The organism is Mucilaginibacter ginsenosidivorans, from assembly GCF_007971025.1.
In the GTDB taxonomy this organism is placed as follows: Bacteria; Bacteroidota; Bacteroidia; order Sphingobacteriales; family Sphingobacteriaceae; genus Mucilaginibacter; species Mucilaginibacter ginsenosidivorans.
In genome coordinates this window covers 878,045-898,510 of the sequence record NZ_CP042436.1, presented here as the reverse complement: position 1 = coordinate 898,510, position 20,466 = coordinate 878,045, and the positions used below count along the sequence as shown (strand labels likewise).

Genomic DNA, 20,466 nt, shown 5'->3' with positions numbered 1-20,466 from the left:
CTGAAGGTTATTAAACCACATGCCAAAAAAACCATTGCTCGAATTTACCGACAGCGGTATTTACTGTAGCCAGGGAAGGTTTTATATCGACCCCTGGAAACCTGTTGATGATGCGGTGATAACCCACGCACATTCGGACCATGCCTATTGGGGGCACAAGCATTACCTGGCGCACCACTTATCAAAACAGGTATTGCTTTACCGTTTAGGCGACATCAATTTGCAGACAGTTGAATATGGCGAAAAGGTGAAGAAAAACGGTGTCGAAATATCCCTGTTCCCGGCGGGTCACGTTATAGGCTCGGCGCAAATAAAAGTGGAGTACCAGGGCGAGGTTTGGGTTGTTTCGGGCGATTATAAAGTGGAGAATGACGGCATATCCACGCCATTCGAGCCGGTAAAATGCCATCATTTTATATCCGAATGCACCTTCGGGATGCCTGTTTATAAGTGGAAACCGCAGGTGAAAACATTTGAAGATGTTAATTCGTGGTGGCGCACTAATTTGGATAACGGCGTGGCAACCGTATTGGTTGGGTATTCATTAGGTAAGGCACAACGCATCCTGCAAAACCTCGACCTGTTTAACGGAAATGTGTACACTCACGGGGTTATCGAAAATACAAACCAGGCATTGCGCGCAAACGGTGTAAAGTTAAATCCTACGATACGCATAACACCCGAGACACCGCGCGATGAAATAAGAAAAGGTATTGTGCTGGCGCCTCCGTCGTCGGTAGGCACGCCCTGGATGCGAAAATTCGGGCCGTATAGTTTTGGTTATTGTTCGGGATGGATGGCCATACGTGGCGCAAAACGTCGCCGCGCTGCCGATCGGGGGTTTGTGTTGTCTGATCATGCCGATTGGGATGGCCTTATTGCTGCGATAGATGCCACAGGCTGTGAAAAAGTTTATCTTACCCATGGGTATACCGCTTCCTTTTCCCGCTATCTGAACGAGATCGGTTTTGATGCGCACGAGGTGCATACGCTTTATGGCAACGAGGAACAGGAAGCCACTGAACAATTACCAGGGAGCGGCGAGGAGGCAGGTAAATCATGAAAGCCTTCGCTCAACTCTTTCTCTCACTCGATGAAACCAATAAAACCAATGAAAAGGTAAAGGTTTTAAAAGATTACTTTAATAATGTACCCGATACCGATAAAATGCACATGCTCGCGCTTTTTACCGGGCGCAAACCAAAGAGGCAGATCAATTCAACACTCATTCGCGCCTGGGCGATGGAGGTATCCAATATCCCGGTTTGGCTGTTCGAAGAAAGTTACCAGGTAGTGGGCGACCTGGCCGAAACCATGTCGCTGCTAATGCCGGAGGGGAGTGAGGGAAGCGACAGATCGCTTACCGAATGGATAGCCGAGATCAACACCCTTGGCGATAAGACCGAAGGACAAAAGAAACTATGGCTAATTGATTCGTGGGCGATGCTGAATACACAGGAACGCTTTGTGTTTAATAAAATACTCACGGGTGGCTTCCGTGTGGGGGTTTCGCAAAACCTCGTCATCAAGGCCTTGTCAGAAGTTTCGGGGCTGGACGCTGCAACACTTACCCATCGCATAATGGGTAGCTGGCAACCGGAAACGTATTTATATAAACAATTGATACAGGACCAGGATGCGACGGACGATATATCCCGGCCTTACCCGTTCTTTTTGGCCTACCCCATACAGGAAACTTCTGAAAAACAACGCTCGGTTGAGGAATTGCAAGGTGCATTGGGCGATGCCGCAAACTGGCAGGCCGAGTGGAAATGGGATGGTATACGCGCACAAATGATCAAGCGCGCCGGCAAAATATTTATCTGGAGCCGTGGCGAGGACCTGGCAACGGAAAAATTTCCCGAGCTACATCCTTTCCTGGATGCATTGCCTGATGGAACAGTTTTGGATGGGGAGATACTTAGTTTCAGAAATGGCTTGCCGCTGCCATTTAATGTGTTGCAAACCCGCATTGGCCGGAAAAACCTGAGCAAGAAAATACTGGAGGAGAGCCCGGTGGCAGTCATCGCATACGATTGCGTAGAATATAATGGTGAAGATATCCGCCATAAAAGCCAGTCGGAACGAAGGGAAATACTCGAGCAATTGCAGGCCGAAACACCGCACCCGGAGATATTCCGGTTGTCGGTACTGGTCAATTTTAACAGCTGGGATGAACTGGCGGAGCGTCGCGATGAGTCGCGTGCCATGGTTGCCGAAGGCGTTATGCTGAAACGCAAAAGCGCCGCTTACCAGGTAGGTCGTCGTCGTGGCGATTGGTGGAAATGGAAGATCGATCCGTTATCGGTAGATGCTGTTATGATCTATGCGCAAAAAGGGCACGGCCGCCGCGCTGACCTGTACACTGATTATACTTTTGCAGTCTGGGACGGTGATAAGCTGGTCCCTTTTGCTAAAGCTTATTCAGGGCTTACCGATGCGGAGATCAATAAAGTCGATCACTTCGTCAAACGTAATACGCTGGAAAAATTCGGTCCCGTACGTACAGTAAAGCCCGAACTGGTGTTCGAGATCGGCTTTGAAGGTATTAACCGTTCAACCCGGCATAAATCGGGTGTAGCATTGCGTTTCCCTCGCATCCTGCGCTGGCGGCATGACAAGCCTAAGGAAGAGGCTGACACTATTGAATCTTTGAAAGCGCTGCTGGGCGATTAAACAACCTTTATCCTTTTACCTTTCCCCTCAAAATACTATCTTGGTTTTTCATTAGCCCTGCTGCCATGAAGAAACTGACATTATTTATACTGACCGTTTTATCGGCCAGTTATACTTTTGCACAAATGATCATCAAAAAGCTTCCCTACCCGAATACCAAAAAAGTTGATACTGTAAACACCTATTTTGGCACCGAAGTGCCCGACCCTTACCGCTGGCTCGAAGATGACCAGGCTGCCGACACCAAGCAATGGGTGAAAGACGAAAACAAAGTCACTTATGATTACCTGGGGCAGATCCCGTTTCGCGATTCGATAAAAAAGCGCCTGGAAACTCTATGGAACTACGAAAAATACAGTGCACCATTTAAGGAAGGCAAATACACGTATTTTTATAAAAACGATGGTCTGCAGGCGCAATCTGTTCTTTGGCGGCAGGTGGGTGATGGTACACCGGAAGTGTTTCTCGACCCCAATAAATTTTCCGTTGACGGTACCACATCGTTACAGGGCATCGATTTTACCAAAGATGGCAGCCTGGCTGCTTACCAGATATCCGAAGCGGGTTCGGACTGGCGCAAGGTGATCGTCATCAAAACTGATGACAAAGCCCAGGTAGGCGATACCCTGCGCGACCTGAAATTTACCGGTATAGCATGGAAGGGAAACGAGGGTTTTTACTACAGCACCTACGATAAGCCAAAAAAAGGCAGCCAGCTATCGGGGATGACGCAATATCATAAACTATTCTATCACCAGATGGGAAGCCCGCAAACCCAGGATAAATTGATATTCGGCGGCGAGCAAACGCCGCGACGATACATAGGCGCTTACGTCACGGAAGATCAGCGGTTTCTTGTTATATCCGCCGCAAACAGCACCACCGGGAACGAACTTTACATACAGGATCTTAGTAAACCAGGGAGCGAAATTGTGAACGTTGTCAATAATTTCGATAACGATCACAGCGTGATCGATAACGTTGGCAGCAAGCTCTACATACTTACCAACTTATATCAGCCCAATCATAAAATTGTAACCGTAGATGCATCCGACCCTAAGCCGATCCATTGGAAGGACCTGATACCCGCAACGAAAAATGTGCTGACCGTATCGACCGGCGGAGGAAAAATATTTGCCGAGTATCTGAAGGATGCTGCCTCGCTGGTGCTGCAATATGCTATGAACGGAAAACTGGAACGGACCATTGAATTGCCGGCTATAGGCACGGCGGCAGGCTTCGGCACGAAGAAGGAAGAAAAGGAAACCTATTACACATTTACCAATTACGTTTACCCGCCTACTATTTTTAAGTATGATATTGCCACCGGGCAGTCGACCGTATTTAAAAAATCAGGGGTTCAATTTGATCCGACTCAATATGGGTCCAAACAGGTTTTTTACAGGTCGAAGGACGGCACGAAAATACCAATGATCATAACCTATAAGAAAGGCCTGGTTATGAACGGCAAAAACCCAACACTGCTTTATGCTTACGGCGGATTCAATATTAGCCTTACCCCGGCCTTTAGTACATCGAATATCATCCTGCTTGAACATGGCGGTATTTACGCGGTACCAAACCTGCGCGGTGGTGGCGAATATGGTGAAACATGGCATCGCGCCGGAACAAAGTTGCATAAGCAAAACGTTTTCGACGATTTTATTGCTGCGGCGGAATACCTGGAAAAAAATAAATATACATCGAAAGATTACCTTGCGATTTCAGGCGGATCGAACGGTGGTTTGCTCGTTGGGGCAGTAATGACGCAGCGGCCCGACCTTTGCAAGGTAGCCTTTCCGGCGGTTGGCGTGATGGATATGCTTCGCTACAATAAATTCACTGCAGGCGCTGGTTGGGCCTATGATTACGGAACCGCTGAAGACAATAAAGAAATGTTTGAGTACCTGTACAAGTACTCGCCATACCATGCCTTAAAGCCCGGCAATTACCCGGCTACCATGGTTACGACCGCCGACCATGACGACCGCGTAGTACCAGCGCATTCTTTTAAATTCGGTGCCAGGTTACAGGAATACCAAAAAGGCACGGCGCCTGTATTGATCCGTATCGAAACCAAAGCGGGGCATGGTGCGGGACAGTCGACCGAACAGATCATCAGCGGGCAGACCGATAAATGGGCGTTCATGTTCCAGAATATGGGATTAGATTGGAAGTAGATGATGACCAGTAGAAGAAGCGTTATTTTAGGCGGGCTGATGCTTTTGAGCAGCCTGGATCTGTATGCGCAAAGCAAAGAGATCAATATTGTTTACATCGGCGACAGTATAACCCAAGGCGTACAGTTGGCCGATCCCGTTACACAGGCCCCGCCCGCCACCGCGAGTATGAATTTACAGCACCGCGAAGGCATCGCTACCGTAAATTTCTCCAACCAGGGTCGGAGCGGATTTACTACAGTAGACTTTCTGCCGCCAGGCGAAACATTCAAACATGTAGAAGTGGCCGCAAGCGAGCTGGCACAAAAGCCCGGTCTGTTGATATTCTCAATCATGCTCGGTACAAACGATAGCGCCATAACCGGGCCGAACGGTGCACCGGTTTCACCAGAAAACTACTTCGGCAATTTGAAAAGCATCATAGATAAACTGCTAAACGATTACCCGGAGAGCAAAATACTGCTCCATTACCCTACATGGTATAGCCCCAATACATATAATGGTGCACAATACTTGCAACAGGGACTCGACCGGCTGCAAAGCTATTTCCCACAATTAAGGAAATTGGTCAAATACTACGCGGCAGCTAACCCAGGCAAGGTTTTTATAGGCGATAAAAAGGCTTTCGGCTATTTTAAAAAGAATGCCCTTACAGACCTGATACCGGAAAATGGTCATCGCGGAACTTTTCACCTTCATCCAAACGTCAAAGGCGCCGCTGCGCTTGGTTCATATTGGGCAAATGCCATTTATAAGTTGGCAATGGCTTCCAAATAAAAGAGCCTCCAAAATGAGGCTCTTTATGTCTAAGAATATCTGATTAATGGTGCCCATGGCCGTGACCACCGCCACCGCCGTGACCACGTCCGCGATCTTCATGTCCGTCGCGACCGCGATGGTTGCCATTGTCGTGCCAGTGATCGCGGTATTTCTCTTCGTGGCTATCGCGTATAATAACCTGGTCCCTGCGACCACGATAGTTAGCATATCTTTCCCTGTAAACTACATTGCGTCTCCACGGGCGTGGTTCGTTAATAACAACTTTGTAGCCATGGTAAAGGTCATAATCGCGATATGCTGGAGGCAAGTAAGCGCGTCTTATCCAAACACCGCCATTTAAATATATATACTGATGGGCCGGAACATCATAGTATACCCCAATATCGGGCATGTAGTAATAGTCTGCACGGTCATAACCTACAGGTCCCCAGTCGGGCTGGCTGCCAATATTTATTCCGACACTTAAATGTACCTGGGCATCGGCTTGTTTCGCAAATACGCAGCTTATTAGGATGGCTGCTGTAAAAATTAGCTTTTTCATCATTTGTATGTTTAGGTAGTTAAGACAATTATTTATCTATAAGGTTTAGAATTTTTTTTCTGCTGCACAAAAAAGGGCGCCAGCGGCACCCTTTGCAAGTTTTTTCTTTGGTAATTTATTCATCACTTTCTTTATCCCTATCCTCGGCTGCCTTTTTGGATACCATAGCGAATTGAGGTTTTCCTATTACTTTATAGTCGCCATCGCCTTTTAGTATCGATGCGACCTGGTTGCGGTCCTGCATGGTTTTTACGGCTTGCGCCAATTCTTTGTCATGATTGAAATTGGCTTCATATCGTCCTTTTTCGTAATAGTAACGCGAAGCGATCTCATTCTCCAGCACCTGTTTTATCTCTTCCTTGTTTTGCTGCAGGTCGTTTTTCTTGATCTCCTGCATTTTTGTTTTCAACGCATCATATTCAGCCTGGATACTACTGAACTGCTTTTCCTTTGTAGCCTCATCTTTCAGGCTGTTAACCATTTTCTCGCTTATCGTGGTATAGCTGTAGTTCTTATTGGTCAGATACTTTACAAAGTCATTATAGTCAGCATCCGATAGGTGAAACGATTTGGCATCGGGAATGGCATTGTGGGTGTTCCGGTACTGGTTGGCGTAGTCGAACACGAGTAATTTGGATACGATGGATTGCGTAATGTTAGCAAAACGTTCCTGTTTGATGAATACGTCCGGGTATATGCCGCTTCCATCATAAACCGAACGGCCGTCTTTCGTCTTAAACTCGTGAATAGCCGAGTCCGCAACCTTCACTACGGTACCGTCGGCCTTGCGGTGGGTATAATCTATCTCCTGTATACAACGGCCCGAAGGAATGTAGTATTTGGCAATGGTAATTTTAACCAGGCTGTTATAGGGCAGGTTAAAGGTTTGTTGTACAAGCCCTTTTCCATAGCTGCGCTGCCCGATGATGACCGCACGGTCGAGGTCCTGCAACGATCCTGCAACGATCTCTGACGCCGAGGCGGAGCGCCCGTTCACCAAAACAACTAATGGCAGGTTTGGCTCGATCGGCGAGTTTTGGGTACTGTAAGTGAAATTTTTGTCTTTTATCTTTCCTTTTTGCGACACGATCTCGGTGTTTTTAGGAACGAACAGGTTGACGATCTTTACGGCCTCCTGTAAGATGCCGCCTCCATTCGAACGGAGATCAAGGATGATGCCGTTAGGATTGTTCTTTTTGATCTCGGTCAATGCATGTGTTACCTCATCGGCAGAGTTCTCCAGGAATTTGTCGAGTTTGATATATCCCATGTTACCATCTACCATGCCGTAGTAAGAAACGTTAGGCTGTTTTATCTCGTCGCGTACCAACTGTTTATCTACTGCCGCAGCACCGCCTCTTTTCAACGTAAGTTTAATAGTGGCGCCTTTTGCACCTTTTAAAAGTGCACTTACCTCGTCGTTATTTTTGCCAGTCAGGTCCACGTCGTTTATCTTCATCAGGCGGTCGCCGGGGCGTATATCAGCTTTTTGTGCCGGAAAACCTTCAAATACATCCGAAATAAACACTTTTCCTTCGCGTGCAAATATTCCCGCGCCAATACCACCGTATTGCGTGCTTACGTAGTGTAGCTTGTAATCTTCAATTTCCGATTCGGGTACAAATTCGGTATAAGGGTCCAGGCCGTCGAGCATAGCGTCGAGGCCCGTTTTGATCATCTTTGAGGAATTAATATCATCTACGTAGTTGATATTAACTTCCTTATATGCAGAGGCAAAAACATCCAGGTTTTTAGAAATTTGGAACAGGTCGTCGTTAAACCCAAAAAGCCCCGTCGCCAGCACAACCAACCCCGTGCCCCAGGCCCATTTTCTATAATTCTTTTTCATCACAACAGCGCTTTATTTCAGTCAGTAAAAGACAATAAAAATAGTATAAGATTTTGAAATAGAAGAGGTAAGCTTATCGAATATTACGTAAAAATTATATTCGTTTACTTAAAACCGTAAAAATTACTATTTATTATTGAGCAGGTATCTTTTAAAACTTTCAAAATCATTAGCCAACGATGCTGCCTGCCTTTGCCTGCCCTCCAGTTCTTTGACCTGTGCTGGTATTACGATTTCGCGCGAAATATGTTTAGGTAATACATCAGGAAATTTGCAGGGATGCGCGGTTGATAAGAATACTCCGGCTATTTTCCCTGTAGGCTGATCCTGCTGCCAGTCTTTCAGGGCCTGCCACGCAATGGCGGTATGCGGGCAAACGATATAATGGTAACTGCTGTATATCTTTTCTATCGCCTCTGAAGTTTCGGCATCCGTGTAACTATAGCCGGTTATCATCTCGGGTAATTGCTCCGGATCGTCTCTGAACATATCCTGTATCCGCACCCAATTGCTCGGGTTGCCCACATCCATAGCGTTAGAAATAGTTTGAACAGATGGTTTGGGCTCATATACGCCTGATCTTAAGAACTCAGGCACCGTATCGTTGGCATTGGTCGCTGCGATAAAATGCTCAACCGGCAGCCCCATTTTCCATGCCAATACTCCTGCACCAAGGTTACCAAAGTTACCGCTTGGTACCGAGAAGACAACTTTGCTTTTGCCTTCCTTCAATAATTGTGCATAAGCGTTGAAATAGTAAAATGTCTGCGGTATCAGCCGGGCTATGTTGATAGAGTTGGCAGATGTCAGCCTGAATTCTTTATTCAATTCCGCATCGGTAAAGGCCTGTTTCACCAGCGCCTGGCAATCATCAAAAGTGCCGTCCACCTCAATGGCCCGCACATTTTGCCCGTTAGTGGTAAGCTGCAGTTCCTGTATGCCGCTCACCTTTCCTTTGGGATAGAGAATGGTAACCCTCGTTCCGGGAACACCTAAAAAGCCAAGCGCCACAGCACCACCTGTGTCGCCCGAAGTAGCTACGAGCACATCGAGGGTTTTTTCGCCATCTTTCAAAAAATAGCTCATAACACGGCTCATGAATCGCGCTCCAAAATCCTTGAAGGCCAGCGAGGGCCCATGGAAAAGCTCGAGCACGTACACATTCTCTTCCAACTCAACTATGGGTGCATAAAAGTTAATGGCATCCGCAATAATATCTTTCAGGTCATTTTCGGGTATAGCATCAGCAAGCAGATTTTTTGCCACGTGAAATGCGATCTCTGGGAGGGTATAGCTGTCCAGGTTATTCAGAAAATGATCATCAAGGCGTGGGATGGCAACAGGCATGTAAAGACCCTTATCCTGTGGCATGCTATTGAATACGGCTTCTTTGAAGGAAACCTGGTGATTGGTATTGTTGGTGCTGTATAATTTCATTCTTCTATTTCGGATTTCGAATGTTCAATTTCGAATTTTTGTTATTTAAGCCCTCTCCCTTGGAGAGGGTTGGGTGAGGCTTTAATCAATAACTCTTGGCCCTGCATCATTAATTGTCGATACATAAGTGTTCGAGTTAATCTTGATAGATGTTAAATGTGCCTGCAGTTTTTGGGTGATCTTTTTAGCAGTTTCTTCGTCCCTGGTAAAAGAAAACACTGATGGACCGGAACCTGATATACCAAAGCTTACTGCGCCCATTTCCATGGCCATTTCGCGCATTTTGTAAAAATCAGGTATCAGCATGGAACGTACCGGTTCAACCAAAATATCCTTCATACTGCGACCAATCAGGTCTATGTCGTTCATAAACAATCCGCTTACCAGGCCGGCTATATTACCCCATTGCGTTACGGCGTCCTTCATCTGTATCTTGTTGCGGATGATCTGCCTGGCCTCGCGGGTGGGCACATCCACATCAGGGAACACGATGGCGCAATACAATCCTTTCGGGTGCGGCAGTTTGATCACGTCCAATGGGTCGTAGCTGCGTATCAAAACAAAGCCGCCAAGCAATGCCGGTGCAACATTATCCGCATGCCCATGTCCGCACGCCATCTCTTCACCTTTGCGGGCAAAGGGTAACAACTGTGAAGCATTGGTTCTATCTTCCAATAATGTCTTCGCTGCAAACAGACCTGCCACGGTGCTGGCCGAACTTGACCCCAACCCGCTCCCTATTGGCATTTTTTTGTTCAATTCAATATCAAAGCCGACATCATTTCGGCCAATATGTTTCAGGTAATGCTCGACACTTACACTTACCGTATTCTTCTTCGGATCGAGCGGCAACCTGCCGTTGTCGCCGGTGATCTTGCTGATGGTAATGCCTGGCTTATCAGTCAGCCGCATAATTACTTCGTCACCGGGTTCATTTACGGCAAAACCCAGCACATCAAAACCACATACCACGTTCGCGACAGTTGCCGGGGCAAAAACTTTTATAGATTCTTTCATATTAGTTGGCCCCCACATTTATCAGGTCAGCAAATACGCCCGCGGCGGTTACTTCGGCGCCGGCGCCCGGGCCTTTAACTACTAATGGCCTGTCCTTGTAGCGATCAGTGGTGAAAGAAATAATATTATCGCTTCCCGACATCATATAAAACGGATGATTTTCATCCACCAATTGCAGGGTGATAGAAGCTTTACCGTCTTCCAGCTTGCCGATGTAACGTAAGGCTTTTCCTTCTGCTTCCGCCTGCTGTTTCATGATGGTAAAGTAAGCGTCCTCTTCCTGCAATGCCTTGTAAAAATCATCAACGGTTGCAGCCTCCAGGCAGCTTTTAGGCAGCATGCTTTCAATGTGTACATCAGTTGCTTCCATTTCATAACCTGCGTCGCGGGCCAGTATCAGCATTTTGCGCATAAAGTCGGTTCCCTTCAGGTCGTCGCGCGGATCGGGTTCGGTATAACCTTTGTCCTGGGCCAGCTTAACCACGTCGTGAAAATTTGCACTGCCCTTGAAGTGGTTGAAAATAAAAGAGATAGTTCCTGAAAGTATCGCCTCGATCCGCTTCACCCGGTCACCACTGCTCATCAGATCCTTTAGTGTACGGATGATCGGCAAACCAGCACCCACGTTCGTCTCATAAAAAAAGTCGACCCCATGCTGGCGCGCCGTGTCCCTGAACATCCTATACTGATCATAAGAAGCCGAATTTCCTATCTTATTACAGGTAACCACTGAAATGTTTGACTTAAAAATATCCTCGTAAAATTTAATCGGCTGCGGGCTCGCCGTGTTATCAATAAACACGCAGTTAGGCAGGTTCATCTCCTTCATTTGTGCAATAAAACCAGCCAGGTCGGCCTTTTGGTTCGAGGCTTGCAGTTCATCCTGCCATTTATCCAGTGACAAGCCGTCGGCATTAAAAAGCATTTTCCGGGTATTGCTAATGCCGGCGATTTTTACCTGTATGCCATTATTGATCTGCAAATGTTCGCTATGCTCATTCAGTTGCCTGAAAAGTGTTGTGCCTATATTGCCGGTGCCCAGGCAAAAAGCATGCAGCGTTTTATTAAGCTGAACAAAAAAGGCATCATGTACCGCGTTCAGCGCTTTAGCCAGGTCGGGTTTTGAAATGATGACCGAGATATTATATTCCGACGAACCCTGCGCTATAGCCCTTACATTGACCCCATTCCTGCCCAGCGCATGGAACAACTTTCCGGAAATGCCCGGGGTTTGTTTCATGTTCTCACCAACGATGGCTAAAATTGCCAGTTCCTTTTCTATTTCCGGCTGCTCCAGTTTGTTTGCCAGAAGTTCAAGCTCGAACTCCTGCCCAATAACGCGCCTGGCCTTTTCGGAATCCGCGGGGCTAACCGCGAAGGTGATGCTATGCTCGGAAGACGACTGTGTTATGAGAATAATATTGATCTGCTCGCGTGCCAGCAGCGAAAACAATCGCCCGCTGAAACCTGATTTACCCACCATGCCGCTGCCTTCCACGTTGATGATGCTGATATCGTTGATTGATGATATCCCCTTTATCGGCAGGTTTGAAGGCTTGCAATGATGCTGGATTACAGTGCCTTCAAAATCAACATCGAACGTATTTTTTATGACGATAGGGATCTGTTTCATAAAAGCAGGTATCATGGTTGGCGGATAAATAACCTTTGCACCAAAATAAGATAGTTCCATCGCCTCAGTATAAGTCAGCTCAGGCAACGAGAAAGCCTTTTTCACCATGCGCGGGTCGGCGGTCATCATGCCGTTCACATCCGTCCATATCTGTATCTCGCTGGCATTTAAAGCCGAACCAAATATCGCAGCGGTATAGTCGCTGCCGCCACGACCAAGTGTGGTGATCTGGTTTGCATCATTCGATGCTATAAATCCGGTAACAAACAGCATCTTGCCGGGGTTCTCATTTATAAAACCCTTAATCAGCAATTCCGTCAATTCCATATTCACTTTGGCATTGCCGAATTCATTATCGGTTTTGATCAGTTCGGAAGCATCCACAAACAACGATTCAGGAAAGTATTGGGCTGCCATTTTGCTGATCATCAGCGTCGAACAACGTTCGCCATAGCTCAATATCAGGTCGCGGGTTTTGGGGGTCAGTTCACGGAGCGTGGAAACCCCTTGCAGCAATTCTTCCAGGTGATTGAAATTGATCTTCAACCGGGTGAAGGCCGGGTTTTGATGCTGAACGGCGAGCAATGTTCGCACCATTTCAAAATGGCGGGTTTCCAATTCAGCTAACTGAGCGGTAAAGTCTTCGCCGTTTGCCGCTTTTTCGGCCATGGCCGACAGCAGGTTGGTAACGCCGCTCATGGCCGACAGGACCACCACCGGTTTCTCGCCGGAACCGTGTTCCTTTTTTAAAATATCGATAACGGTGCCAATACTTTGCGCCGAACCGACGGAGGTGCCTCCGAATTTTAGAATTTTCATTATGCTATTAAATAAAAAGCGCCTTCCCCTGTTGGAGGAAGGCGCTCTGCTGGTTTCTTGCTATTGTTTACACCATACAATCATCTTCCTCCAGGTATAGTCCCTGTAGTAGTTGTGGTTGTTGTTATGGTGCTGTTAATTATCATTTCTGTAATGCCTGTAAAGTAAGTAGATATTTTTTTAATATGCAAATGGTATTTTCTGAATTTATACGCATTTATTAATATGGAAGTTCGCGAAGTTTATTCACTGCCAAATTTGATACCTTTGCAGCCTCAATGGAAGGTCTCATAACTAAATCGACAGGCAGCTGGTACCAGGTGAAAACACCCGGCGGGCAGCGCTTCGACTGCCGTATAAAGGGCATCTTTCGTACCAAAGGCATAACAACCACCAACCCCATTGCCGTAGGCGATAATGTTGATTTTGAAATGGAACCTGAACAGGGTACCGGAGTAATAACCAAATTGCATCCGCGTAAAAATTATATCATCCGTAAGTCTATCAACCTATCCAAACAGGCGCAGATCATTGCGGCAAACCTCGACCAGGCTTTTTTGATCGTTACCCTGGCTTCGCCGCGTACCTCGCTTGGTTTTATCGATCGTTTTTTGGTAACAGCCGAGGCTTATGATATCCCGGCTTCGCTGGTTTTTAATAAGCTCGACCTGTTCAGCGATGAAGGATTGGAAATATTAGCTGATTACAAAAGTATTTATGAGAATATCGGCTATCCCTGTTACGAGGTATCGGCCTTACAGGGGACGAACATTGATGAACTAGCGGGACAAATAACGGGCAAGGTCACTCTATTTTCCGGGCACTCCGGCGTGGGTAAATCAAGCCTGATCAACGTCCTGCTTCCCGACCTGAAGCTGCGCACCACCGAAATATCCGAATGGCACGATAAAGGCATGCACACCACCACCTTCGCCGAAATGTTTGAGTTGCCACAAGGGGGATATATAATCGACACGCCCGGCATACGGGAATTGGGGGTTATCGACATTGAAAAAAACGAGCTCAGCCATTTCTTTCCCGAAATGCGCGCACGCCTGAACCAGTGCCGCTTCAACAGCTGCCGCCATATCAACGAGCCGGGCTGCGCTGTGATCAAAGCGGTTGAAAACGGTGAGATCGAGCTATCGCGCTATGAAAGCTATCTGAGCATTTATCATGGAAATGATACAAGGGCGTAGGCTGAAGTTCAATATCACTGGAAAAAATCTTTATTCTTGTGTCTTGATTCTTTACTGCTAAAATATATGCGCGCAATATTACAACGGGTAACACAGGCAGGCTGTACAGTCGATGGCAAAATAACCGGTGAGATAGGTACAGGTTTTTTGGTATTATTGGGCATTGAAGATGCCGATACAACCGAAGACCTGCAATGGCTGGCTCAAAAGATAGCATCAATGCGCGTATTTGGCGATGAGAACGGCCTGATGAATAAAGCATTAGCTGACGTTGATGGTGATATTTTGCTGATCTCCCAATTCACTTTATTTGCGGCCACCAAAAAGGGTAACAGACCCGGCTTTACCCGTGCTGCCCGGCCGGATAAAGCCATACCTATGTACGAGCAAATGATAAAAGAGCTTGAAAAGCTAACCGGCAAAAAAGTTGCCACCGGCATTTTTGGTGCGGATATGAAGATCAGTTTGCTAAATGATGGTCCTGTCACCATTATCATGGATACCAAAGACAAGGATAATCATTAATTTAGATGCAGTATCACTAAACATTTGAAGTATCAAGCTGCCAGCGCTACTACAACTGACACTTAAAAAGACATGACGATACAGGAAGCACAACAAACAGTCGACAATTGGATAAAAACAACCGGTATCCGTTATTTTAACGAGTTGACCAATACGGCCATTTTAATGGAAGAAGTGGGCGAAGTAGCCCGTATCATGGCCCGGCAATACGGCGAGCAATCGTTCAAAAAATCGGATACCGAAGTAAACCTGGCCGATGAAATGGCCGATGTGCTTTTTGTACTGATATGCCTGGCCAACCAGACCGGTATTGACCTGACTGAAGCATTAAAAAAAAATCTTCAAAAGAAAAACATTCGCGATGCGGAAAGGCATAAGAATAATGAGAAGTTGAAATAACTATTTTAGCTTAACCAACTTTTCACCCTGCAACACAGGGATGGCGGTAGTTATATCTATATTCAGGCAAAAGGCAATATCCTTTTCGATGCCCAGTTTTTTGAGGCGCTCGCTATGTGATGTTTTGGCTAAATAGCCGGACAGGTCGTTTTTGGCAATTTGATAAAGATCGTTGGCTGCAATGGCGGAATCATCCAAGATAAAGTCATTGCACTTTAATCGTTCAATAACCGCGCCGGCGAAAACCGTATCTTCAAGATTAAAGTTGTTCTTCCATCCGGCGCAAACGAGGAGGATGTTTTGGTTCTGCTGACCCAGCCAATTGCTTAAGGCGGTAAGATTGAAGAATGACCCGATGACGATTTTTTTAGCGCTGCGCGAGAGGTGCAAGGCGTGAGTTCCGTTGGTGGTGGTCAACACCACTGTTTTACCTGCTACTTTTTCTTTAGTGTACGAAAAAGGCGAATTTCCAAAATCAAAACCTGAAACCACCTCACCATTGCGCTCGGCAGCCAACAGGTAGTCAAGGCCTTTTTCACGATAGGCGGCGCATTCTTCTACTTCCGATACCGGGATTATAGCCACAGCCCCATTATCTATCCCATAACAAATAGAGGATGTGGCGCGGAAGATGTCGATGATAACGACGTTATACTCCTCAACCGCATAAAGCGGGATGAGGGCAGGAGAGAGGCAGACGTGCAGGTTGTTTGGCATTAGTCACTTGTCATTGGTCATTAGGGTTAATAGGGCGATCAGCAATGACTAATGCCCAATACCTAATAACTATTTATAAAACGGTGGCTTTACGATTTGCGCTTTTACCTGATTGTCGCGTATTTTGATAAATATCTCGCTTCCTTCTTTGGCAAATTCATTTTTTACGTAGCCCATGCCGATAGCTTTTTGCAACGAAGGCGATTGCGTGCCCGAGGTTACTTTGCCGATATTGTTACCATCAGCATCAACTATCTCGTAATCGTGACGGGGAATGCCGCGATCGATCATTTCAAAACCTACCAGTTTTTGTTTTATGCCTTCCTGTTTTTGCTGTTGGAGGGCGGCTGAATTGGTAAACTCCTTGCTGAATTTGGTTACCCAGCCCAATCCGGCTTCCAGCGGCGAAGTGGTATCGTCTATGTCATTCCCATAAAGGCAGAAACCCATTTCAAGGCGCAGGGTGTCTCTTGCACCCAAGCCTATCGGTTTAATACCAAATGGTTCGCCCGCTTTAAAAACGGCGTCCCAAATATGCTCAGCATTCTTATTATCAACATATATTTCGAAACCGCCGGCACCGGTATAACCTGTAGCCGATACAAGAACATTATCTACACCTGCAAATCTTCCTTTTTTGAAAGTATAGTATTCCATTGTTCCCAAATCGATATCTGTCAGGCTTTGTAATGCCTCAGCAGCTTTAGGGCCCTGTACAGCTAATAGTGATGTGCGGTCTGAAATATCTTTCATCTCAACATCACCTGTATTATATTTCGATATCCAGTTCCAGTCTTTTTCGATATTGGAGGCGTTAACAACCAGCATGTAGGTTTTCTCATCAATCCGATAAACCAGCAGGTCATCTACAATACCACCATCCTCGTTTGGCAAGCACGAATATTGAACTTTGCCATCGTATAATTTTGATGCGTCGTTACTGGTAACGCGCTGTATAAGATCAAGCGCCTGATCGCCCTTTAAAATAAATTCGCCCATATGGCTTACGTCAAATACCCCCACGCCTTTGCGCACTGTCTCGTGTTCGACGTTGATGCCGGCGTATTGCACAGGCATATTATAACCGGCAAAGGGCACCATTTTGGCGCCCAGCTCCGTATGTTTATGAGTTAAAGCTGTATTTTTCATACCTATTGATTGCCGACAAAAGTAATAATTTACTTGGTTGCAACCCGGCATGTACGATGTTTAACTTAAATTATTGGTATCGCTGCCCCGCTACTTATTGACAGAGGTAAAAACCTTTACATAATCAACATACATGGTGCCACCATGTATGTTAGCTTCGTTGATATTGCTGTAATACAGTCCACCTATCGGCAAGCTTAACGAGATATATTGCTGCTTGCCAAAAAGCTGTGAAACATAGCCCCCCTTTGTTTTAGATTCAACCAACTTACCGTCCAGGTATGAATTTAGGGAATTCTCCGTCCACTCCATCATATAAACATGGTAGCAAGCTGAAAGGTCTTCAGTTGTTGGATTATAAAGAATGCCGCCGGATACTGTATTTACGCCTGCAGTTGACCCATATGAATAATCTGTTGCGTATACTTTGGTATTATCGCCCTGTACTGCCATATAGTCCAGCTCGCCGGCAGTTGGCCATGCGCCGTGCCCATAACTGTAAAAAAGAGAACTCAAACCGTAGCCCGAAGCAATTTTTATACGTGCAACAATACGCACTTTGGGTGTACTGCTGTTTGCCGCGAAAGAAGCCCTGCTTACGATCCAGGCCGACGAGTAATTGAACGATTTGGTGGTGTCATTATTGATCGTTTTTGGTCCGGTAATATTTTCCTTTTTTGCGTCTATTTGCAACACACCACTCACAATGTGTGCGTTCGCAGGATTGTAAAGCTGTAGCTCTTTGATCATACCGCCATTCACGGCACCCCATTTGGACAGATCACCATCAAATTCTTCGTCAAAAGTTTTCACCCAGCCGTCGTTGGTCAGGTCTGTATCATTAAAGTCGTAATCGCAAGTTGCCGTTGCAGTGGTGGGATTGGTGTATTTACTGCCGGAAGTTTTCCCGATTGAGCCTGTGTCAGCCGGGCCGTCAAGTTTTTTACAACCATATATCATTGTTCCTGCTATCAGCATTGAAGCAATAAGGCTTATTTTGTTAATGTGTGCCATAAAGTATTTAATAAATTAATATTTAAATACTAATACCCTGTGAAAGAATAAATGTTTTAGGTATAAAATTATTTATCTGTCAATTAATTATAGATTATATATAATTTATTTAAAAGAAAAATTTCTGGAGTAATTCTGAATTATTCCTTAAGCTAAAACAAACGAAGACCGGGGGTGTTAACCGATGAAATTACTGCAAAACATGACCCTACCGATGTATCTAAGACAGGCCTTTGAAAAAACCGGCGACCTGCCCGAAAAAACAGTAGAGGATAGCTTAAGGCTGTTGCTCATTCTTGTCGGAAAGCAGGAGGTATCCAGGATAAAATACGATATATTAAAATCAATAAACGACGAAACCCCGTTGGTGAAAAACTAATAAAACGATTCACTTATGCCCTCCGTCGAAGCGTTTAGAAAAAGCATGTCAAAGCACTTGTGCGGAAAATATAACATGCCTGCACTTGTGATAGAAACAAAGGGCGTTATTACTGTTTTATGTTGTTGTAAAGAATTTACGGCTCAGCTAAAAACGCAAATGGAGCCGATGTTAAAAAAAAGATATAAAGGATTGAATGTAACCTTCATAACAGGGCACATCGATTTTATTTAGTTTAACTTACAACGACGCCCTATACAGGTTCACCAGGTTGTTGGTCACCTTGTCCACATCGTGCTGGTCCTCTATCAGCCTGCGTGCGTTTATACCCACTGCCTTACAATAGTCCTCGTCGGCAATACAACGCCTTATGGCTTTAAAAAACTCCTCCCTTGTATTAGCGATCAGGATATTTACGCCGTTCTTATAATTGATGCCCTCGGCCCCCAGCGAAGTGGAAATGATGCACTTCTGCATCGCCATCCCTTCTACAATTTTTACCCGCATACCCCCTCCCGATAAAAGCGGAACGATCATGATCGATTTGCTGTTCACAAATTCCAAAGCGTTATCCACCTCGCCCTGTATAAATATCTTCCCCAAAACTTCATACTCGTCAAACTCCTCGGGGATGTCGTTACCTGCTACGTAAAACTTTACACGCAGGTCGTCGTTGGCTATGTCGTTATGAAAAGCATGCAAAAACCATTCTATTCCTTCGCGGTTGGGCGTCCAGTCGAGCGAACCGAGAAAAAACAGGCTCGGAAATTCCGTTTTGCTGAAATCGGGTTTATAATGCGACATTTCTACCCCTACAGGCACTACCTCTACGGGTATCTTAGCGCCGTAAAGTAATAAAGTGCTTTTGTCCTGGGCAGTAAACACCGCTATCGCATCAAATTTGTTTATGCGTTCCGTCTCGTATTTCTTGATGCGCCGCGACATCAGCCTGAGGTATATCTTCTTAAACGGGTCGCTTTTTTGCTGGGCCAGCCTTTCCCATATCTGGTGCTCGATGTTATGCGCCCTGTATATCAGCTTTGATCTGCAATTTCTCCTTACGGAGTCGATATAAGGTGAAACGAACAACCCTTCGAACTGGATGATATCGTATTTGCCATCTATCACCTCATTGATCAGCAAGCGCTCAAAGTTCTGATTGTAATACCTGTCAATATTATACGCCTTTTTGTTGAACGTGGTAAGGAACCCATCCACCAGCGACATACTGGTATCAATTTCGTAATAACGATAGCTGATCTTGCTTAGTAGTTCGTCCGACTCTTCCTCTTCGTGCCGGTGTTTTTTGTCTTTTAACGACAGCAGGGAAATCTCATACCCCATATTTACCAACCCCCTTATGGTATTACATACCACAATGGGGTAGCCCCCATTTTGAGGGAACGGGACACGGTGTGTTAATATGAGAATTTTCAAGCGAACTTGCAGGTTTTAACAAATGTAAAGACGATAAAACCCTATTCAAAACATCTTTTCAGAAAATGCTCAGTTGCGGGTCGGTTACCTGGAAAGTTTTACGGTGATATGGCGTAAACCCTATTTTCAGTATCGTTTGACGATGTTTAATTGTGGGGTAGCCTTTATTGCTGTGCCAATCGTATTCGGGGTGTTCTTCCGCGATTTTTTTCATATAATCATCCCGGTAAGTTTTGGCCAGTACGGACGCCGCCGCTATGCTGAAGTATTTGCCGTCGCCCTCCACGATGCATTGGTGAGGAACCTCTTTATATTTATTGAACCGGTTACCGTCGATGATCAAAAACTGGGGAACCATAGATAGCTGTTCTATAGCCCGGTGCATGGCCAAAAAGGACGCGTTTAGTATATTGATCTTGTCAATCTCCTCGTTTGTTACCGAAGCTACAGCAAAAGCCAATGCTTTTTTTTGTATCTCATCCCTGAGTTTGTAACGGACGTCTTCGGAAAGCTGTTTTGAATCGTTGAGCAGTTTATGCTTGAATTTCGGAGGAAGGATTACTGCCGCGGCAAATACCGGTCCGGCAAGGCACCCACGCCCTGCTTCGTCACAACCCGCTTCCAAATACTCCTGCTGATACCGCGCTAATAGCATTCAGCAAAAATATAGCATTGTCAGGCGGTTTGAAAGATGTGTGGAAAATAGTTGGATAAC

18 protein-coding genes are annotated in these 20,466 nt (G+C 45.8%); 8 read left to right on the top strand and 10 right to left on the bottom strand.

The window, feature by feature from the left end:
• The first annotated feature begins 19 nt into the window (after nucleotides 1-19).
• The 4 genes from FRZ54_RS04115 (at nucleotide 20) to FRZ54_RS04100 (ending at nucleotide 5,633) form a co-directional block, all read left to right on the top strand.
• Nucleotides 20-1,063: a ligase-associated DNA damage response exonuclease gene (locus tag FRZ54_RS04115; protein WP_147030379.1), complete on the top strand. Its 1,044-nt coding sequence runs from the start codon at nucleotides 20-22 to the stop codon at nucleotides 1,061-1,063.
• Nucleotides 1,060-2,676 (top strand): ATP-dependent DNA ligase, encoded by a 1,617-nt coding sequence (locus FRZ54_RS04110; protein ID WP_147030378.1) that lies wholly within the window; start codon nucleotides 1,060-1,062, stop codon nucleotides 2,674-2,676. Before FRZ54_RS04115 ends, FRZ54_RS04110 begins: the two co-directional genes overlap by 4 nt.
• A gap of 65 nt (nucleotides 2,677-2,741) precedes the next feature.
• Nucleotides 2,742-4,856 carry a prolyl oligopeptidase family serine peptidase gene (locus FRZ54_RS04105; protein WP_147030377.1) on the top strand — a complete coding sequence of 705 codons (2,115 nt, stop codon included), beginning with the start codon at nucleotides 2,742-2,744 and terminating at the stop codon, nucleotides 4,854-4,856.
• A complete protein-coding gene (locus tag FRZ54_RS04100) occupies nucleotides 4,857-5,633 on the top strand; it encodes a GDSL-type esterase/lipase family protein (RefSeq protein ID WP_228462617.1) in 777 nt (258 codons plus the stop codon).
• A gap of 43 nt (nucleotides 5,634-5,676) precedes the next feature.
• On the opposite strand, the gene FRZ54_RS04095 is transcribed toward FRZ54_RS04100, so the two are convergent.
• From FRZ54_RS04095 to thrA, 5 genes are all read right to left on the bottom strand, one after another.
• Nucleotides 5,677-6,180, bottom strand: coding sequence for a hypothetical protein (locus FRZ54_RS04095; RefSeq protein ID WP_147030376.1), 504 nt, complete (start codon nucleotides 6,178-6,180; stop codon nucleotides 5,677-5,679).
• A gap of 112 nt (nucleotides 6,181-6,292) precedes the next feature.
• The gene (locus tag FRZ54_RS04090) at nucleotides 6,293-8,026 is read right to left on the bottom strand and encodes a S41 family peptidase (protein WP_147030375.1); all 1,734 of its coding nucleotides are present in this window, start codon (nucleotides 8,024-8,026) and stop codon (nucleotides 6,293-6,295) included.
• A gap of 126 nt (nucleotides 8,027-8,152) precedes the next feature.
• Nucleotides 8,153-9,463 carry a threonine synthase gene (gene thrC, locus FRZ54_RS04085; protein WP_147030374.1) on the bottom strand — a complete coding sequence of 437 codons (1,311 nt, stop codon included), beginning with the start codon at nucleotides 9,461-9,463 and terminating at the stop codon, nucleotides 8,153-8,155.
• A gap of 81 nt (nucleotides 9,464-9,544) precedes the next feature.
• Nucleotides 9,545-10,480, bottom strand: coding sequence for a homoserine kinase (locus FRZ54_RS04080; RefSeq protein WP_147030373.1), 936 nt, complete (start codon nucleotides 10,478-10,480; stop codon nucleotides 9,545-9,547).
• A 1-nt stretch (nucleotide 10,481) separates the two neighbouring features.
• Nucleotides 10,482-12,932 (bottom strand): bifunctional aspartate kinase/homoserine dehydrogenase I, encoded by a 2,451-nt coding sequence (thrA, locus tag FRZ54_RS04075; protein ID WP_147030372.1) that lies wholly within the window; start codon nucleotides 12,930-12,932, stop codon nucleotides 10,482-10,484.
• Between the two features lie 278 nt (nucleotides 12,933-13,210).
• Between thrA and rsgA the strand changes: the two genes are divergently transcribed.
• The 3 genes from rsgA (at nucleotide 13,211) to FRZ54_RS04060 (ending at nucleotide 15,055) form a co-directional block, all read left to right on the top strand.
• Nucleotides 13,211-14,131, top strand: coding sequence for a ribosome small subunit-dependent GTPase A (rsgA, locus tag FRZ54_RS04070; protein ID WP_147030371.1), 921 nt, complete (start codon nucleotides 13,211-13,213; stop codon nucleotides 14,129-14,131).
• A 66-nt stretch (nucleotides 14,132-14,197) separates the two neighbouring features.
• Nucleotides 14,198-14,656 (top strand): D-aminoacyl-tRNA deacylase, encoded by a 459-nt coding sequence (gene dtd / locus FRZ54_RS04065; RefSeq protein WP_147030370.1) that lies wholly within the window; start codon nucleotides 14,198-14,200, stop codon nucleotides 14,654-14,656.
• A 72-nt stretch (nucleotides 14,657-14,728) separates the two neighbouring features.
• Entirely contained in the window at nucleotides 14,729-15,055 is a 327-nt protein-coding gene (locus FRZ54_RS04060) for a nucleotide pyrophosphohydrolase (RefSeq protein ID WP_147030369.1), read from the top strand.
• On the opposite strand, the gene FRZ54_RS04055 is transcribed toward FRZ54_RS04060, so the two are convergent.
• The 3 genes from FRZ54_RS04055 to FRZ54_RS04045 all read right to left on the bottom strand — a co-directional run bounded on the left by FRZ54_RS04055 (nucleotide 15,056) and on the right by FRZ54_RS04045 (nucleotide 17,935).
• Entirely contained in the window at nucleotides 15,056-15,772 is a 717-nt protein-coding gene (locus FRZ54_RS04055; protein ID WP_147030368.1) for a 2-phosphosulfolactate phosphatase, read from the bottom strand.
• A 69-nt stretch (nucleotides 15,773-15,841) separates the two neighbouring features.
• Nucleotides 15,842-16,921 (bottom strand): glycine cleavage system aminomethyltransferase GcvT, encoded by a 1,080-nt coding sequence (gcvT, locus tag FRZ54_RS04050; protein WP_147030367.1) that lies wholly within the window; start codon nucleotides 16,919-16,921, stop codon nucleotides 15,842-15,844.
• A gap of 90 nt (nucleotides 16,922-17,011) precedes the next feature.
• Complete coding sequence (locus tag FRZ54_RS04045) at nucleotides 17,012-17,935, bottom strand: glycoside hydrolase family 16 protein (protein WP_147030366.1); 924 nt, start codon at nucleotides 17,933-17,935, stop codon at nucleotides 17,012-17,014.
• A 184-nt stretch (nucleotides 17,936-18,119) separates the two neighbouring features.
• Here FRZ54_RS04045 and FRZ54_RS04040 point away from each other — a divergent pair, with 184 nt between their 5' ends.
• Nucleotides 18,120-18,314, top strand: coding sequence for a hypothetical protein (locus tag FRZ54_RS04040; protein WP_147030365.1), 195 nt, complete (start codon nucleotides 18,120-18,122; stop codon nucleotides 18,312-18,314).
• Nucleotides 18,315-18,554: 240 nt separating this feature from the next.
• Here the strand turns inward: FRZ54_RS04040 and FRZ54_RS04035 are convergent, their stop codons facing one another.
• Together FRZ54_RS04035 and FRZ54_RS04030 are read right to left on the bottom strand one after the other, a co-directional pair.
• Nucleotides 18,555-19,751: a glycosyltransferase family 4 protein gene (locus FRZ54_RS04035; RefSeq protein ID WP_147030364.1), complete on the bottom strand. Its 1,197-nt coding sequence runs from the start codon at nucleotides 19,749-19,751 to the stop codon at nucleotides 18,555-18,557.
• 58 nt (nucleotides 19,752-19,809) lie between these two features.
• A complete protein-coding gene (locus FRZ54_RS04030) occupies nucleotides 19,810-20,406 on the bottom strand; it encodes a ribonuclease HII (protein WP_147030363.1) in 597 nt (198 codons plus the stop codon).
• Between the last annotated feature and the right edge of the window lie 60 nt (nucleotides 20,407-20,466).

Excerpts from the sequence above, each read along its gene's own strand:
- FRZ54_RS04115 (WP_147030379.1), top strand. The coding sequence starts at position 20 with ATGCCAAAAAAACCATTGCTCGAATTTACCGACAGCGGTATTTACTGT.
- FRZ54_RS04110 (WP_147030378.1), top strand. The coding sequence starts at position 1,060 with ATGAAAGCCTTCGCTCAACTCTTTCTCTCACTCGATGAAACCAATAAA.
- FRZ54_RS04105 (WP_147030377.1), top strand. The coding sequence starts at position 2,742 with ATGAAGAAACTGACATTATTTATACTGACCGTTTTATCGGCCAGTTAT.
- FRZ54_RS04100 (WP_228462617.1), top strand. The coding sequence starts at position 4,857 with ATGATGACCAGTAGAAGAAGCGTTATTTTAGGCGGGCTGATGCTTTTG.
- FRZ54_RS04095 (WP_147030376.1), bottom strand. The coding sequence starts at position 6,180 with ATGATGAAAAAGCTAATTTTTACAGCAGCCATCCTAATAAGCTGCGTA.
- FRZ54_RS04090 (WP_147030375.1), bottom strand. The coding sequence starts at position 8,026 with ATGAAAAAGAATTATAGAAAATGGGCCTGGGGCACGGGGTTGGTTGTG.
- thrC (WP_147030374.1), bottom strand. The coding sequence starts at position 9,463 with ATGAAATTATACAGCACCAACAATACCAATCACCAGGTTTCCTTCAAA.
- FRZ54_RS04080 (WP_147030373.1), bottom strand. The coding sequence starts at position 10,480 with ATGAAAGAATCTATAAAAGTTTTTGCCCCGGCAACTGTCGCGAACGTG.
- thrA (WP_147030372.1), bottom strand. The coding sequence starts at position 12,932 with ATGAAAATTCTAAAATTCGGAGGCACCTCCGTCGGTTCGGCGCAAAGT.
- rsgA (WP_147030371.1), top strand. The coding sequence starts at position 13,211 with ATGGAAGGTCTCATAACTAAATCGACAGGCAGCTGGTACCAGGTGAAA.
- dtd (WP_147030370.1), top strand. The coding sequence starts at position 14,198 with ATGCGCGCAATATTACAACGGGTAACACAGGCAGGCTGTACAGTCGAT.
- FRZ54_RS04060 (WP_147030369.1), top strand. The coding sequence starts at position 14,729 with ATGACGATACAGGAAGCACAACAAACAGTCGACAATTGGATAAAAACA.
- FRZ54_RS04055 (WP_147030368.1), bottom strand. The coding sequence starts at position 15,772 with ATGCCAAACAACCTGCACGTCTGCCTCTCTCCTGCCCTCATCCCGCTT.
- gcvT (WP_147030367.1), bottom strand. The coding sequence starts at position 16,921 with ATGAAAAATACAGCTTTAACTCATAAACATACGGAGCTGGGCGCCAAA.
- FRZ54_RS04045 (WP_147030366.1), bottom strand. The coding sequence starts at position 17,935 with ATGGCACACATTAACAAAATAAGCCTTATTGCTTCAATGCTGATAGCA.
- FRZ54_RS04040 (WP_147030365.1), top strand. The coding sequence starts at position 18,120 with ATGAAATTACTGCAAAACATGACCCTACCGATGTATCTAAGACAGGCC.
- FRZ54_RS04030 (WP_147030363.1), bottom strand. The coding sequence starts at position 20,406 with ATGCTATTAGCGCGGTATCAGCAGGAGTATTTGGAAGCGGGTTGTGAC.